Annotated in this window: 13 protein-coding genes; 12 read left to right on the forward strand and 1 reads right to left on the reverse strand. The window is 67.1% G+C overall.

The genetic code is table 11. The features are described 5' to 3' along the window. Window positions 1–5: 5 nt before the first annotated feature. On the forward strand, window positions 6–1157 hold the full coding sequence (gene dapE / locus BLR29_RS01280) for a succinyl-diaminopimelate desuccinylase (protein WP_092133996.1): 1152 nt from the start codon (window positions 6–8) through the stop codon (window positions 1155–1157). Between the two features lie 184 nt (window positions 1158–1341). Continuing rightward, window positions 1342–2232 carry a 50S ribosomal protein L3 N(5)-glutamine methyltransferase gene (gene prmB, locus BLR29_RS01285; protein WP_092133998.1) on the forward strand — a complete coding sequence of 297 codons (891 nt, stop codon included), beginning with the start codon at window positions 1342–1344 and terminating at the stop codon, window positions 2230–2232. A gap of 250 nt (window positions 2233–2482) precedes the next feature. Here prmB and BLR29_RS01290 read toward each other — a convergent pair whose 3' ends face one another. Beyond that, window positions 2483–2833 (reverse strand): RcnB family protein, encoded by a 351-nt coding sequence (locus tag BLR29_RS01290; RefSeq protein WP_092134000.1) that lies wholly within the window; start codon window positions 2831–2833, stop codon window positions 2483–2485. Between the two features lie 415 nt (window positions 2834–3248). On the opposite strand from BLR29_RS01290, the gene BLR29_RS01295 reads away from it, so the two are divergent. The 10 genes from BLR29_RS01295 (at window position 3249) to BLR29_RS01340 (ending at window position 14700) form a co-directional block, all read left to right on the forward strand. Then, a complete protein-coding gene (locus BLR29_RS01295; RefSeq protein WP_092134002.1) occupies window positions 3249–4037 on the forward strand; it encodes a FadR/GntR family transcriptional regulator in 789 nt (262 codons plus the stop codon). Further along, window positions 4037–5062: an L-idonate 5-dehydrogenase gene (locus tag BLR29_RS01300; RefSeq protein WP_092134004.1), complete on the forward strand. Its 1026-nt coding sequence runs from the start codon at window positions 4037–4039 to the stop codon at window positions 5060–5062. The genes BLR29_RS01295 and BLR29_RS01300 overlap by 1 nt, the downstream gene beginning before the upstream one ends. A 77-nt stretch (window positions 5063–5139) precedes the next feature. Further along, the gene (locus BLR29_RS01305; RefSeq protein WP_218132678.1) at window positions 5140–6144 is read left to right on the forward strand and encodes a sialic acid TRAP transporter substrate-binding protein SiaP; all 1005 of its coding nucleotides are present in this window, start codon (window positions 5140–5142) and stop codon (window positions 6142–6144) included. Between the two features lie 69 nt (window positions 6145–6213). Continuing rightward, window positions 6214–6852 carry a TRAP transporter small permease gene (locus tag BLR29_RS01310; RefSeq protein ID WP_369804542.1) on the forward strand — a complete coding sequence of 213 codons (639 nt, stop codon included), beginning with the start codon at window positions 6214–6216 and terminating at the stop codon, window positions 6850–6852. Between the two features lie 30 nt (window positions 6853–6882). After that, a complete protein-coding gene (locus BLR29_RS01315; protein ID WP_092134006.1) occupies window positions 6883–8286 on the forward strand; it encodes a TRAP transporter large permease in 1404 nt (467 codons plus the stop codon). An 8-nt stretch (window positions 8287–8294) separates the two neighbouring features. Continuing rightward, window positions 8295–9410: a mandelate racemase/muconate lactonizing enzyme family protein gene (locus BLR29_RS01320; RefSeq protein ID WP_092134008.1), complete on the forward strand. Its 1116-nt coding sequence runs from the start codon at window positions 8295–8297 to the stop codon at window positions 9408–9410. A gap of 20 nt (window positions 9411–9430) precedes the next feature. Continuing rightward, entirely contained in the window at window positions 9431–10186 is a 756-nt protein-coding gene (locus tag BLR29_RS01325; protein ID WP_092134010.1) for an SDR family oxidoreductase, read from the forward strand. Between the two features lie 20 nt (window positions 10187–10206). Beyond that, entirely contained in the window at window positions 10207–11817 is a 1611-nt protein-coding gene (locus BLR29_RS01330) for a UxaA family hydrolase (RefSeq protein WP_092134012.1), read from the forward strand. Window positions 11818–11926: 109 nt separating this feature from the next. Next, the gene (gene manD / locus BLR29_RS01335) at window positions 11927–13138 is read left to right on the forward strand and encodes a D-mannonate dehydratase ManD (protein ID WP_092134014.1); all 1212 of its coding nucleotides are present in this window, start codon (window positions 11927–11929) and stop codon (window positions 13136–13138) included. Between the two features lie 14 nt (window positions 13139–13152). After that, entirely contained in the window at window positions 13153–14700 is a 1548-nt protein-coding gene (locus tag BLR29_RS01340; RefSeq protein ID WP_255371061.1) for a mannitol dehydrogenase family protein, read from the forward strand. Window positions 14701–14703: the final 3 nt, after the last annotated feature.

Here is a 14703-nt window from a genome sequence, read left to right on the forward strand (position 1 = left end):
GCCCTATGAACCCCACCCTCGCCCTCACCGAAGACCTGATCCGCCGCCGTTCCGTCACGCCCGCTGACGAAGGCTGCCAGGCCGTGCTGGAAACCCGCCTGAAGGCGCTCGGTTTCGAATGCGAAAACATCGTCAGCGGCCCGGATGATTTCCGCGTGACCAACCTGTGGGCAGTCCGGCGCGGCACCCAGGGCAAGGCGGGCAAGCTGCTGGCCTTCGCCGGCCACACGGACGTGGTGCCCACCGGTCCGCTGGACCAATGGAAATCCGATCCGTTCGAGCCGACGCATCGCGACGGCAAGCTCTACGGGCGCGGTGCGGCGGACATGAAGACCTCCATCGCGGGCTTCGTGGTGGCCGTCGAGGAATTCGTCGCGCAGCATCCCGATCACGCGGGCGCCATCGCCTTCCTGATCACCAGCGATGAAGAAGGCCCCGCGCACGACGGCACGGTGAAGGTCGTGGAAGCGCTGCGCGCCCGCGGCGAACGCATGGACTACTGCGTGGTGGGCGAGCCGACTTCCGTCGACACGCTGGGCGACATGGTCAAGAACGGCCGTCGCGGATCGCTGTCCGGCAAGCTCACCGTCAAGGGTGTGCAGGGGCACATCGCCTACCCGCACCTGGCCCGCAACCCGATCCACCTCGCCGCGCCGGCGCTGGACGCCCTCGTGAACGAGGTCTGGGACGAAGGCAACGAGTACTTCCCGCCGACCACCTGGCAAATGTCGAACATCCACGGCGGCACGGGCGCGACCAACGTGATCCCGGGCCACGTGACGATCGACTTCAATTTCCGCTTCTCCACGGCCAGCACGCCGGACGGCCTGAAGGCACGGGTCCACGCGATCCTGGACCGGCACCAGCTCGAATACACGCTGGACTGGACGCTGGGCGGCGAACCGTTCCTGACCCCGCGCGGCGACCTGTCCGAAGCGCTTGCCGCGGCGATCTCCGCCGAGACCGGCGTGAAGACCGAGCTGTCGACCACGGGCGGCACCTCCGACGGCCGCTTCATCGCGCGGATCTGCCCGCAGGTCATCGAATTCGGCCCGCCGAACGCCAGCATCCACAAGATCGACGAACATGTGGAAGTGCGCTTCATCGAGCCGCTCAAGAATGTGTATCGCGGCGTGCTCGAACGCCTGATCGCCTGAGCGTTTCACCCGCCGGGCCTCACCGGGACCGGTTTTCAGAGGCGTCCGATGGACGCTTCCATACGGCCCGGCCCGGCGTTGTCGCCAGAGTTTGCTGACCGCACTGGCGGTCAGCGTCGTTTCATCCCGGCCTCCGATTCATCCGGCCGTCGTTTCATCCCAGCCAATTCCAGCGAGTCCTTCCATGGCCACCTCTCCCCTGCAAACCGTCCGTGACCTGCTGCGCCTGGCGGTCTCGCGCTTTACCGCCGCGAAACTGTCCTTCGGCCACGGCAGCGCCAACGCCTACGACGAGGCCGCCTACCTGGTGCTGCATACGCTGAGCCTGCCGCTCGACACGCTCGATCCGTTCCTGGACGCCCGCCTGCTGCCCGAGGAAGTCGACGCGGTGCTCAAAGTCATCGAGCGCCGGGTCACCGAGCGCGTGCCGGCTGCCTACATCACGCACGAGGCCTTCATGCACGGCCTGCGCTTCTATGTGGATTCCCGCGTGATCGTGCCGCGCAGTTTTATCGGCGAGCTGCTGCAGGAGGGGCTGGAACCCTGGCTCGGCGAGACGGCGCAGATCGGGCCGGTGCTGGAGCTCTGCACGGGCTCCGGTTGCCTGCCGGTCATCGCGGCGCACGTCTGGCCGAATGCGCGAATCGATGCCGTGGACATCTCCCCGGACGCGCTGGCCGTGGCACGGCGCAACGTGGCCGACTACAAGATGGGCGACCGGATCTCGCTGTACGAAGGCGACCTCTATGCGCCGCTGCCGGCCGGCGCCACCTATGACGTCATCCTGACCAACCCGCCCTACGTCAACGAGCAATCGATGCGCGACCTGCCGGCCGAATACCTGGCCGAGCCGCGCATCGCGCTGGCGGGTGGCGATGACGGCATGGACATCGTGCGCCGGATCATTGCGGGCGCGAAGAAGCGCCTGAACCCGGGCGGCGTGCTGGTGGTGGAGATCGGCAACGAAAAGGAAAACGTCGAGACCGCGTTCGCGGATCTGGACATCATCTGGCTCCCCGTCAGCGCCGGCGAGGAACAGGTGTTCCTGCTGACGTACGAGGCGCTGCCGGGCTGATTGACCAGCCGTTCCCTAAGATTTGGTGCGAAATTTTCGCCGAAATATAAACTCTCTTCGTTCAGCGCAAATTTTGTTGCGTCGAATAAATCACATCGAGGGGAAAGCGCAAAAAATGTGTCTGGTCGGAGTAGCACCGCTGCGGCAGCGGCCTCCCGATCCCGCATGAAAAAGGGCATGCCGTCGATCGCCGGCATGCCCGTTGTCTACACAATCCGCACCTTCCGCGCGGCTCGCGCGGGGACCGGGATCAGCCTCCCGGACCCACTGACCAGATCGTCCCGTTCGAGGACACCTGGTAGTAGTCGGCGCCCACGCCTACCCAGTGATAGCCCTTCTTGGGCGCAGGGAGGTTGTATTCCTTGTACTTGTCGATGACATATTGCCGGTCACGGAACTCCGCGGGCAAACGGTCGCCCTTGTTCCATTTCTGCGGGGCGTAGGGGGACTGCGCGCCCATCGGCGCCGCACTCGCCGAATCGGCTGGCATCTGTTGCTTCGACGTGCCATGCGGCTTCTGTCCTTGTTGGGAGAGAGCGAATGGCATGGTCAGCATGCCTGCCGCAACCAGCGCGGCGGATATTAACGTCTTCGTTTTCATCGTGATCTCCTCACGGATGGACCCGTCGGTTGCCCGGGCCCGGGCAACCTAAAACAGCTTAGTAGCAATTGCGGGGCCTGACCGGTCAGAGATCGGCCACTCGTGACGGATGCAAGCCATTTCCCGAACAATTCTTGCGCGCGGCCGGCGATTTGGTGCGATTGCGGCACCCCGGCGACGCTCCCACGCGCGCTTGCCGCATGTGCGACGAAGGCCCGCCGCATGCGTAGATTTGGCAGCGGGTGCGTGTAGCAAATGCCACCGTCGCCTGCTGCGGCGCGGCAAATGTTCTCCTTGCGGACCCTGTGAAAATTTCCTAAAAATTGGTCAGACCGCCTGACCTCCATGCCAACGAACCGGCCGGAGGCGGGTGCCGCCCCGATGCAGCGAATCCATCCAGGACCTCAGATCCGACATGCCGATTCAGCAGATCGAACCGCGCCGTCTTTACCGCCAGATCGCCGACCAGCTGCGCCGGCTGATCGAGGGTGGTGAATTTCCCGTGGGCTCCCGGCTGCCGCCGGAGCGGGACCTGGCGGCACAGCTTGGCGTATCGCGCCCGTCCGTGCGCGAGGCCTTGATTGCGCTGGAGGTGGAAGGTTTGGTCGAAGTCCGCATGGGCTCGGGCATCTACGCCTGCGCCGCGGACCTCGCGCCACTGGGCACGCCGGCGGGCAGCGTCATTGCCGAGCCGCCGCTCGACGTCATCCGTGCGCGCCAGACCATCGAAGGCGAGATGGCCGCCAATGCGGCACGGCACTGCACCCCGGCGCTGCTCGAGGCGCTGGCCGAGGCCATCGCGCTGATGGAAGAGGAAGCCGGCGCAGGTCACATCCCTGTGCGCGGCGACCGCCTGTTCCATCTGCGCATCACCGAGGTCTCGGAAAACTCCGTACTCCTGCGTCTGGTCGCCGAACTCTTCGACGAGCGCCACAACCCGCTGTTCGCGCAGTTTGGCAGTCATTTCGAGAACGCCGCCAGCTGGATGGCCGCGATTGCCGAACATCGCACCGTGGTGGCCGCCATCGCTTCCGGATCCGCCGATGCCGCACGGGCCGCCATGTGCGAGCACCTCGAGCTATCGCACAGCCGCTTCTATGCCGCGTGGCCGGGCAACGCGGAATCCCCGGCGGCCGCCGCCCCCGCCCGGCCGCGCCGCAAGAAGGCCGCGGGCACCGCCAATTCGCTAAGCGAGGAAACCTGATGTCGCTGACCTGCCATATCCACGCCAGCGAGGACCTGCGGTTCTCGGACATCGAGCCCGTTGCGCCCGGTCCCCACGAAGTCCAGGTCCGGCTGGGCGCGGCCGGCATCTGTGGCTCGGACATCCACTACTTCTTCCATGGCAAGGTGGGCGCATTCGTCATCCGGGAACCCCTGACGCCGGGGCACGAGGCCTCCGGCATCGTGGAAGCCGTTGGCAGCGCGGTCACGCGCGTCGCGCCGGGCATGAAGGTGGCGATCAATCCGTCCCATGCGTGCGGGCAGTGCGATTACTGCCGCGCGGGCCGCGACAACCTCTGCCGCAACATGCGCTTCCTGGGCAGCGCCAGCATCTACCCGCACGTGCAAGGCATGTTCCGCCAGCACTTCCTGATGCACGAGCGGCAGCTCACGCCGGTGGAATCCGACATCTCGCTCGGCGAGCTGGCCTTTGCGGAGCCGCTTTCCGTGGCCCTGCACGGCGTCAATCGCGCGGGCGAGCTGCTGGGCAAGACCGTGCTGGTGACCGGCGGCGGCACGATCGGCAGCCTGACCGTGATGGCCGCCCGGCTGGCCGGCGCCGCCCGCATCATCGTCTGCGACATCGCCGAACGGCCGCTGGAAGTCGCGCGCTCGGTCGGTGCGGATGAGACGATTCTCACCACCGGCACCGCTGCCAGCGCACTGCAGGACCTGGCGGACGTGAGCCTGGAAGCGGCGGGCAGCCCCGCCGCGCTGGCTACCTGCCTCACGGCCACACGCCGTGGCGGACGCATCGTGCAGGTCGGCACCCTGCCCGCGGAGGGCCTGCATTTCCCCGCCAACAACATCATGGCGCGCGAGCTGGACTACGTCGGCGCCTTCCGCTTTGGCCGCGAATTCGACTGGTCGGTGCAGTACCTGACCGGACGGCGGCTCGATGTCCGCCCGTTGCTTTCGGCGCAGTTGCCGCTGGCGCAGGCGGTGGAGGCGTTTCACCTGGCGGCCGACAAGGGCCGCAGTACGAAAGTGCAGTTGACCGGCTGAGGCCCCGGCCTCGCCCCGACCGGCTCCCTCTACTAAAAAAGGCCGGCGGGATTCCACCCAGAACCAGGAGACAACCAATGATGCGTCATCGCCGGCAGTTCTCGTCGTGCGTGCTCGGGGCGGCCATGCTGTTGGCCGGCTTCAGCCTGTCGTCCACCGCCCTCGCCCAGGCGCAGGCCCCGATCAAGCTCAAGTGGGCGCACGTCTACGAGACTTCCGAGCCGTTCCACAAGTGGTCCGTGTGGGCGGCGGAGGAAATCAAGAAACGCAGCAACGGCAAGTACCAGATCGATGTCTTCCCCGCCTCCCAGCTGGGCAAGGAAAACGACATCAACCAGGGCCTGGCGATGGGTACGGTCGACATCATCATCTCGGGCTCCAGCTTTGCCGCCAAGTCGTTCCCGCGCATCGGCGTGACGTACTACCCGTACACCTTCCGTGATGCCACGCACTTGCTGGCATACACCAGGAGCGACATCTACAAGGAACTGACGCGCGGCTACGAGGACAAGACCGGCAACCATATCGTCGCCACCACGTACTACGGCACGCGGCAGTCCACGTCGAACAAGCCGTTTTCTCATTGCACGGAAATGAAGGGCCTGAAGATGCGCGTGCCGGACGTGCCCGCCTACCTGGCCATGCCGCGCGCGTGCGGCGTGAACACCTCGCCGATTGCCTTTGCCGAGGTCTACCTGGCGCTGCAGAACGGCACGGTGGAAGCGCAGGAAAATCCGCTGACGACCATCGAGGCGAAGAAGTTCTACGAGGTGCAGAAGTACATCGTGCTGACCGGCCATATCGTGGATCACCTGAACACGGTGATATCCGGCGCGCTGTGGAAGAAGCTGTCCGAGCCCGAGCGGAAGATGTTCAACGAGGTGGCGCAGGAAGCCGCCGCCAAGGCGACGGAAGACGTGGTGGCGCGCGAGAAGGAACTGGTCGCCGTGTTCCGGCAGAAGGGCATCACGGTGACCCAGGTCAGCGTGCCCGAGTACCGCGACGCGGTGCTCAAGAACGTGACCTTCGAATCGCAGGGCTATCGCAAGGCCGACTGGGAAAAGATCCAGGCCGTTCAATGATGGCGGGCCGGTGGCGCCCCGCGCCACCGTGCTGAAGGGAGCTGAAGGGAGCCAAACGGAGCCGAACCCATGGAAATGCAGTCCCGCCTTGCCAACCCCGACGGCCCGCCGCCGCAGCCCGACCCCGAGAACCCGACGACGGACGGACCGCATATGTCCTCCGTCGCGGACCTCGTCCACAGCTTCGAGGAAGCCGACGCCCAGCCCGTGGTCCTTGACGACGTCGCCGCCGAGGACTGGTTCACCCTCGGCCTGTTCTGGGTGATGACGATCCTGGTCTTCCTGCAGTTCTTCACGCGCTACGTGATGAACGACTCGCTGGCGTGGACGGAGGAGCTGGCCACGTACTGCCTGATCGGCGTGGTCTTCATCGGCGCGTCGATGTGCATGCGCAAGTGCCGCCATATCCAGGTGGACCTGCTCTACCGCTACCTGCCGCACCGGCCGGCACGCGTGCTTTCCACGCTGGTCGACATCGTGCGCACGGCGTTCTTCGCCTATGCCGCGTGGCTGGTGTGGCGCTACATCGGCATCGTCGGCGACGAGCCCATGACTACCATCGAGTGGAACAAGAACCACGTCTACTGGCTCGCGCTGATCGGCTTCGTGCTGATGTTCGGGCGGTCCGTCCAGGTGAGCTGGCAGAACTGGCGACGCGGCTATTCGATCCTGGAGCGCCCGCAGGCGTTCGAATCGTTCGACAACTGACCCCCGCCGTCCCGAACCCGGAGCCGCAAGATGTCGATTCTCATTGTTTCGTTTCTGGCGTTGATGCTGTTCGGCGTGCCGGTGGCCGTGTCGATGGCGCTGGCGTCCCTGCTCTATATCTGGACCAGCGGCACCGTGCCTGACGTCATCCTGGCCCAGCGCATGATCGCCGGCGTGGAGAGCTTTCCGCTGCTGGCCGTGCCCTTCTTCATCCTGGCCGGCAACCTGATGAACGTGGCCGGCATCACGGGCCGCATCTACAACTTCGCGGTGGCGCTGGTCGGCTGGATGCGCGGCGGGCTGGGCCACGTCAACATCATCGGATCGGTGATCTTCTCGGGCATGTCCGGCACCGCCATCGCCGATGCGGCCGGCCTGGGCACCATCGAGATCAAGGCGATGAAGGACCACGGCTACGAGACCGAGTTTGCCGTGGGCGTGACCGCGGCGTCCGCCACGCTCGGGCCGATCATTCCGCCGTCCCTGCCCTTCGTGATCTACGGGATGATGGCCAATGTATCGATCGGCTCGCTGTTCCTGGCGGGCATCATCCCCGGGCTGGTGCTCACGCTGTTCATGATGGGCACGGTCGCCTGGATCGCGCATCGGCGCGGCTGGGGCGGCGACACGGCGTTCTCGTGGAAGCTGCTGAGCTCGGCGACCGTCGAGATCCTGGTGGTGCTGGCCTTTCCGCTCGCCATCTGGCTGGCGACGAAGATGGGCGTCTCCACCAACATGGCCGCGCTCGGCGCGCTGGTGGTGCTGCTGGCGCTGGACTGGTATTTCGACTTCTCGGCGGTGATGGCCCTGATGGCCCCGGTCATCCTGATCGGCGGCATGACGCTCGGCTGGTTCACCCCGACCGAAGCGGCCGTGGCCGCCGTGATCTGGGCGCTGTTCCTGGGGCTGGTCCGCTATCGCTCGATGACGATGCGCGCGCTGGTCCGCGCCACGCTGGACACCATCGAGACCACAGCCTCCGTGCTGTTCATCGTCACGGCGGCGTCGATCTTCGCGTGGCTGCTGACCACCAGCCAGGCCGCGCAGATGCTGACCGATGCCATCCTCGGCTTTACCCAGAACAAGTGGGTATTCCTGCTGCTGGCCAACCTGCTGATCCTGATCGTCGGCTGCTTTATCGACACCACGGCCGCCATCACCATCCTCGTGCCGATCCTGCTGCCAATCGTGCTCAAGCTCGGCATCGACCCGATCCACTTCGGGCTGGTGATGACCCTGAACCTGATGATCGGCCTGCTGCATCCGCCGCTGGGCATGGTGCTGTTCGTGCTGGCGCGTGTGGCCAAGCTGTCGGTGGAGCGCACCACGGTGGCCATCCTGCCGTGGCTGATACCGCTGTTCCTGACGCTGATCGCCATCACCTACGTGCCGGAAATCACGCTCTGGCTGCCGAACCTCGTGGGCAGCAAGTGAGCCGGCCCATGATCAAGGCAACCACGACGATCCGCGCCGTCGAACTGTTCCAGGTGGATCTGCCGCCACCGGTGCCGCGCTCCGACGCCATCCAGTCCTTCGTCACGCAGGAAACGCCGATGGTGCGAATCCGCTGCGCGGACGGGTCCGAGGGCACCGGCTACAGCTATACGATCGGCACCGGCGGTTCGTCCGTGATGGCCCTGCTGCGGGACCACCTCGCGCCACGCCTGATCGGCCGCGACCCGGCACATATCGAAGCCATCTGGCGCGACCTGCTGTTCGCCACGCACGCCACCTCGGTTGGTGCGATCACCAGCCTCGCGCTGGCCGCCATCGACACCGCCTTGTGGGACTGGCGCTGCCATCGCGACGGCCAGCCACTGTGGCTCGCCGCCGGTGGCGCCCAGGCGCGCGTGCCGGTCTACACCACCGAGGGCGGCTGGCTGCATCTGTCGCCGGCGGCGCTGGTGGAGGAAGCGATCGCCGCCCGGGAGGCAGGCTTCCAGGGCGCCAAAATCAAGGTCGGCAAGCCGCATCTGGCCGACGACCTTGCGCGCCTGTCAGCCGTCCGTCATGCCGTGGGCGACCGCTTTGCGCTGATGGTCGATGCCAACCAGTGCTTCACGGTGGCCGAGGCGATTCGCCGCGCCCCGCACTACGCCGAACTCGGCCTCGGCTGGTTCGAGGAGCCCTTGCCCGCGGACGACCTGTCCGGTCACGTCAGGCTGGCCAACGCCACCTCCCTGCCGATTGCCGTGGGCGAGTCGCTCTACTCGGCCGGCCAGTTTGCCGACTACGTACGCCAGGGCGCGTGCTCCATCGTGCAGGCCGATGTGGCCCGCATCGGCGGCATCACGCCGTGGCTCAAGGTGGCGCATCTGGCCGAGGCCGCCAACCTGGCCATCTGCCCGCACTTCCTGATGGAACTGCATGTTTCCCTCTGTGCGGCGGTGCCCAATGCCGCGTGGGTCGAATACATCCCGCAACTCGACGCCATCGCCACCAGCCGCGTCCGGATCGAGGACGGCCATGCCGTGCCGCCGGACACGCCGGGGCTGGGCATCGACTGGGACTGGGCCGAGATCGAACGCCGCGCGGCCGCCCGCGTGGTCGTTTCCTGAACATCCACAAGGAGTCCTCCATGACGCAACGACTTGCCGGCAAGATCGCCCTGGTGACCGCAGCCGGCCAGGGCATTGGCCGCGCCGCCGCGGAAGCGTTCCTGCGCGAAGGCGCCCGCGTGATCGCCGCCGATATCAACCCGGAGACACTTTCAGAACTGGCTGATTTGCCAAACTGCAGCGCGCGGCGCCTCGACGTCACCGATGCCGCCGCCGTGCAGGCCGCCGCAGCGGAGATCGGCCGGCTCGACGTGCTGTTCAACGGCGCGGGCTTCGTCCACCATGGGACGATTCTCGATTGCGACGAGGCGGCGTTCGATTTCTCGGTGAACCTGAACGTGCGAGCGATGTATCGCATGATGCGAGCCTTCCTGCCGGCCATGCTGGCCGCGCGGCGCGGATCGATCATCAACATGGCATCCGTGGCGGGCAGCATCAAGGGCGCGCCGAACCGCTTTGTCTATGGCGCGACCAAGGCGGCCGTCATCGGCATGACCAAGGCCGTGGCCGCCGACTACATCGGCCAGGGCATTCGCTGCAATGCGATCTGCCCCGGCACCGTGGAATCCCCGTCGCTGCGTCAGCGCATCGCCGACCAGGCCAGGACCAGCGGACGCACGCTGGCGCAGGTGGAAGCGGACTTTGTCGCGCGCCAGCCAATGGGCCGCATCGGCACCGCGGCGGAGATCGCCGCGCTGGCCGTCTACCTCGCCTCCGACGAATCCGCGTTCACCACCGGCACGGCGCAAGTCATCGACGGCGGCTGGTCGAACTGAACGGCCATCGAGGGTTCCCCATGCCAGCCGCCACCCCGCTCAGGCCCGATCCAGCGCAGGCCACCCAGGCCACCCCGGCCACGCCGGGCGCCCCTGCCGCCCCGGCCGTCATCCGCATCCATCCCGCCGACGACATCGTCATCGCCTGCCGCCAGCTGTTGTCCGGCACCGTGCTGCCGGAGGAAGGCGTGACCGTGACGGGGCTGGTGCCGCCCGGCCACAAGGTGGCCGTCCGCGCCATCCGGGCCGGCGCGCCGGTGCGGCGCTATAACCAGATCATCGGCTTTGCGCGGCAGGACATCGCGCCGGGCCAGCACGTCCATACGCACAACCTGGCGATGGGCGACTTTGCCCGCGACTACGCGGCCGGCGCGGACATCCACGCCACCGAATACGCCAGCCGTGCCGTGACGTTCGACGGCATCGTGCGTGCCGATGGCCGCGTGGCCACGCGCAACTACATCGGCATCCTGACCTCGGTCAATTGCTCGGCGACGGTCGCGCGCGCCATTGCGGACCACTTCCGCCGCGACATCCATCCGGAGGCGCTCGCGCCCTACCCCAACGTCGATGGCGTGGTGGCACTCACGCATGGCGCCGGCTGCGCCACGGACAGCGATGGCGAAAACCTGCGCGTACTGCGCCGCACCCTGGCCGGCTATGCGAAGCATCCGAATTTCGCGGCGGTGCTGGTGGTGGGCCTCGGCTGCGAAACCAATCAGATCGATGCGCTGCTCGCCGAGCCCGGCCTCGCCGACCTCGCCGCTGGCCCGCGTTTCCACAGTTTCAATATCCAGGACACCGGTGGCACGGCCAAGACCGTGGCGCGCGGCGTGGGTATCGTGCAGGCGCTGCTCGACGATGCCAACCGCGTGACGCGCCAGCCCGTGCCGGCCAGCCACATCATCGTCGGCCTGCAATGTGGCGGGTCCGATGGCTACTCGGGGATCACGGCCAATCCGGCGCTCGGCGCGGCCGTGGACCTGCTGGTGCGGCACGGCGGCACGGCGATCCTGTCGGAAACGCCGGAAATCTATGGCGCCGAACACCTGCTGACACGCCGCGCCGCGTCGCCGGCCGTGGCGGAGCGCCTGATCGCGCGCATCCGCTGGTGGGAGGATTACACCGCGCGCAATGCCGGCAGCATGGACAACAACCCGTCGGCCGGCAACAAGGCGGGCGGGCTGACCACGATCCTGGAGAAGTCGCTGGGCGCGGTGGCCAAGAGCGGCACGACCAACCTCGTCGATGTCTATGAATTTGCCGAGCCGGTGCGCGCCAAGGGCCTGGTGTTCATGGACACCCCGGGCTACGACCCCGTCTCCGCCACGGGCCAGGTTGCGGGCGGCGCCAACCTGATCTGCTTCACCACCGGGCGCGGATCGGCCTACGGCTGCGCGCCCTCGCCCTCGCTCAAGCTGTCCACCAACAACGCGCTCTGGCAGCGGCAGGCGGAGGACATCGACATCAACTGCGGCGACATCCTCGACGGCGCCACCAGCATCGCCGGCAAAGGCGAGGCGATCTTCCGGCTCATGCTGGAGACCGCCTCGGGGCGCAAGACGCGCAGCGAACTGCATGGCTACGGACAGAATGAATTCGTGCCGTGGTCGCTCGGCGCGGTGATGTAGTGCCGAAGCCTGAGTCGTCGGACTACCGGACTATCGATTCCACGAAACAACGGGCCACCGAATCACTGGCCGTCAATCAGACCATTCTCATATCGATGGGAGACCTGGCATGAAGATCACCAAGGCGCGCGTTATCGTCTGCAGCCCGGGGCGCAACTTCGTCACGCTGAAGATCGAGACCGACGAGGGCCTGTCCGGCATCGGCGACGCCACGCTCAATGGCCGGGAACTCGCCGTGGCCAGCTATCTGGAAGACCACGTGATTCCGTGCCTGATCGGCCGGGACGCGCACCAGATCGAGGATATCTGGCAATACCTGTACCGGGGCGCCTACTGGCGGCGCGGCCCGGTGACGATGAGCGCCATCGCCGCGGTGGACACCGCGCTCTGGGATATCAAGGCCAAGGCCGCCGGCCTGCCGCTCTACCAGTTGCTCGGCGGCAAGAGCCGCACCGGCGTGATGGTGTACGGCCACGCCAACGGCAGCGACATCGCCGCCACCGTGGATGAAGTGCTGCGCTACAAGGAAATGGGCTACAAGGCCATCCGCGCCCAGTCCGGCGTGCCGGGGCTCAACAAGGTCTACGGCGTGTCCAGGGATCGCCTGTTCTATGAACCGGCCGACGCCAACCTGCCGTCCGAACACGACTGGAGCACCGAGCGCTACCTCGACCACACGCCCCGGCTATTCGAAGCCGTGCGCGATGCCGTCGGGCCGGACATCCACCTGCTGCACGACGTCCACCACCGGCTCACGCCGATCGAGGCCGGGCGCCTCGGCAAGTCGCTGGAGCCGTATCGCCTGTTCTGGATGGAGGACGCCACGCCGGCGGAGGACCAGCGCGCCTTCCGCCTGATCCGCCAGCACACGGTGACGCCGCTGGCCGTGGGCGAGATCTTCAACAGCATCTGGGACTGCAAGACGCTGATCGAGGAGCAGCTCATCGACTATATCCGCGCCACCGTGGTCCACGCCGGCGGCATCACGCACCTGCGCCGCATCGCGGACTTCGCGGCCATGCATCAGGTGCGCACCGGCTGCCATGGCGCCACGGACTTGTCGCCGGTCTGCATGGGCGCGGCATTGCATTTCGACCTCTGGGTGCCGAACTTCGGCATCCAGGAATACATGCGCCACACCGACGACACCGACGCGGTCTTTCCGCACGCCTACACGTTCCAGGACGGCATGCTGTACCCGGGCGATGTGCCCGGCCATGGCGTCGAGATCGACGAAGCGCTGGCGGCGAAGTACCCCTACCAGCGGGCCTACCTGCCGGTGAACCGGCTGGCCCACGACGGCACGCTGTGGCACTGGTAGACCGGAGGATGCCCATGCCACGACTCCATCCCGACCAGCTCGACGCCCTGCCCCCCGAGGTCCGCCGGCCCCGCTATGCGCGCGAGCGGCTGCGCGCAGGCATCGTCCACCTGGGCATCGGCGCCTTTCACCGTGGCCATCAGGCCGAGATCACCGAGGCCGCCATCGAGGCCGGTGGCGAGGATGGCCTCGGCTGGGGCATTGTCGGCGTGTCGCTGCGCCGGCCCGATACCCACGACGCGCTGATGCCGCAGGGCGGCCTGTATACGCTGTCACTGCGCAGTGCCGGCGATGGCGGCGAGATCCATGAATCGCTGCAGGTCATCGGCGCGGTGATCGACATCCTGGTGGCCGAGCGCAACCCGGCCGCCGTGCTGGACCGCGTCTCCCATCCGGACACACGGATCGTCAGCCTGACCGTGACCGAGAAGGGCTACTGCCACGATCCGGCGACCGGCGCCCTGAACCGCGACGATCCGGGGATCGTGAGCGACCTCGCGCATCCTGACGGGCCAGTCACCGCCATCGGCTACCTGGCGCGCGGCCTGCAACGCCGCATGGCGCGCGGGCTCGGACCGCTGACGCTGCTGTCCTGCGACAACCTGGCCAGCAACGGCGACACGCTGCGCAAGGTGCTGCTGGCCTTTTGCGCGGAAATCGATCCGGCGTTGCAAGACTGGGTGGCCACCCGCTGCACGTTTCCGAATTCGATGGTCGACCGTATCGTGCCGAAGACCACGCCGGACGATGTGGCGCGGGTCGCCACGGCACTCGGGCAGCAAGACGCGTGGCCGGTCGTCGGCGAGCCCTTCTTCCAGTGGGTGATCGAAGACCGCTTCGCTGCGGGCCGGCCGCGCTGGGAAGCCGGCGGCGCGCAGTTCGTCGACGAGGCCCGGCCATTCGAGGTGCTCAAGCACCGATTGGTCAACGGCAGCCAGTCGATGATGGCGTACACGGGTGTCATGGCTGGCTGGCCGACCACCGATCGCGTGATCGCCCAGCCGGCGGTACGCACGTTCATCGCCACCACGATGGCGCGCGAGGTGCAGCCCACGCTGCCGCCGCTGCCGGGGCTCGACATCGACGCCTACCGCGACAGCCTGCTGCCGCGTTTCACCAATCCCGCGCTCGGCCACCAGACGCGGCAGATCGCCATGGATGGGTCGCAGAAGATCCCGCAACGGCTGCTGGCGCCGATCCGTGACCGCATCGCCGCCGGCCAGCCATTCCCCCGGCTGGCGCTGGGCGTGGCCGCGTGGCTGTATTTCCTGCGCGGCTATGACGAGGCCGGCGCCGCCTACCGGATCGAGGACCCACTGGCCGGGGCACTGGCGGGTGTGATGGCCGAAGCCGAATCGCAGGCGGAAAACCGGTTCGATGCGACCGAGCGAGAACGCGTCCGCGTGCGCGCGATCGCCGCATTCCAGCCGGTGTTTGGCGCGTTGGGCGAGTCGGACGTCTTCATCCAGGCCGTCGCGGAACAGCTCGAACGGCTACGGTCGCACGGCGTGGCCGGCGCCCTGGGCGCGATCAACGCCGCGCCGGACCCAGCCCAGGTTTAGAGG

This window comes from Cupriavidus sp. YR651 (assembly GCF_900101625.1).
GTDB lineage: Bacteria > Pseudomonadota > Gammaproteobacteria > Burkholderiales > Burkholderiaceae > Cupriavidus.

Excerpts from the sequence above, each read along its gene's own strand:
- dapE (WP_092133996.1), top strand. The coding sequence starts at position 6 with ATGAACCCCACCCTCGCCCTCACCGAAGACCTGATCCGCCGCCGTTCC.
- BLR29_RS01290 (WP_092134000.1), bottom strand. The coding sequence starts at position 2,833 with ATGAAAACGAAGACGTTAATATCCGCCGCGCTGGTTGCGGCAGGCATG.
- BLR29_RS01315 (WP_092134006.1), top strand. The coding sequence starts at position 6,883 with ATGTCGATTCTCATTGTTTCGTTTCTGGCGTTGATGCTGTTCGGCGTG.
- BLR29_RS01310 (WP_369804542.1), top strand. The coding sequence starts at position 6,214 with ATGGAAATGCAGTCCCGCCTTGCCAACCCCGACGGCCCGCCGCCGCAG.
- BLR29_RS01305 (WP_218132678.1), top strand. The coding sequence starts at position 5,140 with ATGATGCGTCATCGCCGGCAGTTCTCGTCGTGCGTGCTCGGGGCGGCC.
- BLR29_RS01295 (WP_092134002.1), top strand. The coding sequence starts at position 3,249 with ATGCCGATTCAGCAGATCGAACCGCGCCGTCTTTACCGCCAGATCGCC.
- manD (WP_092134014.1), top strand. The coding sequence starts at position 11,927 with ATGAAGATCACCAAGGCGCGCGTTATCGTCTGCAGCCCGGGGCGCAAC.
- BLR29_RS01320 (WP_092134008.1), top strand. The coding sequence starts at position 8,295 with ATGATCAAGGCAACCACGACGATCCGCGCCGTCGAACTGTTCCAGGTG.
- prmB (WP_092133998.1), top strand. The coding sequence starts at position 1,342 with ATGGCCACCTCTCCCCTGCAAACCGTCCGTGACCTGCTGCGCCTGGCG.
- BLR29_RS01340 (WP_255371061.1), top strand. The coding sequence starts at position 13,153 with ATGCCACGACTCCATCCCGACCAGCTCGACGCCCTGCCCCCCGAGGTC.
- BLR29_RS01330 (WP_092134012.1), top strand. The coding sequence starts at position 10,207 with ATGCCAGCCGCCACCCCGCTCAGGCCCGATCCAGCGCAGGCCACCCAG.
- BLR29_RS01325 (WP_092134010.1), top strand. The coding sequence starts at position 9,431 with ATGACGCAACGACTTGCCGGCAAGATCGCCCTGGTGACCGCAGCCGGC.
- BLR29_RS01300 (WP_092134004.1), top strand. The coding sequence starts at position 4,037 with ATGTCGCTGACCTGCCATATCCACGCCAGCGAGGACCTGCGGTTCTCG.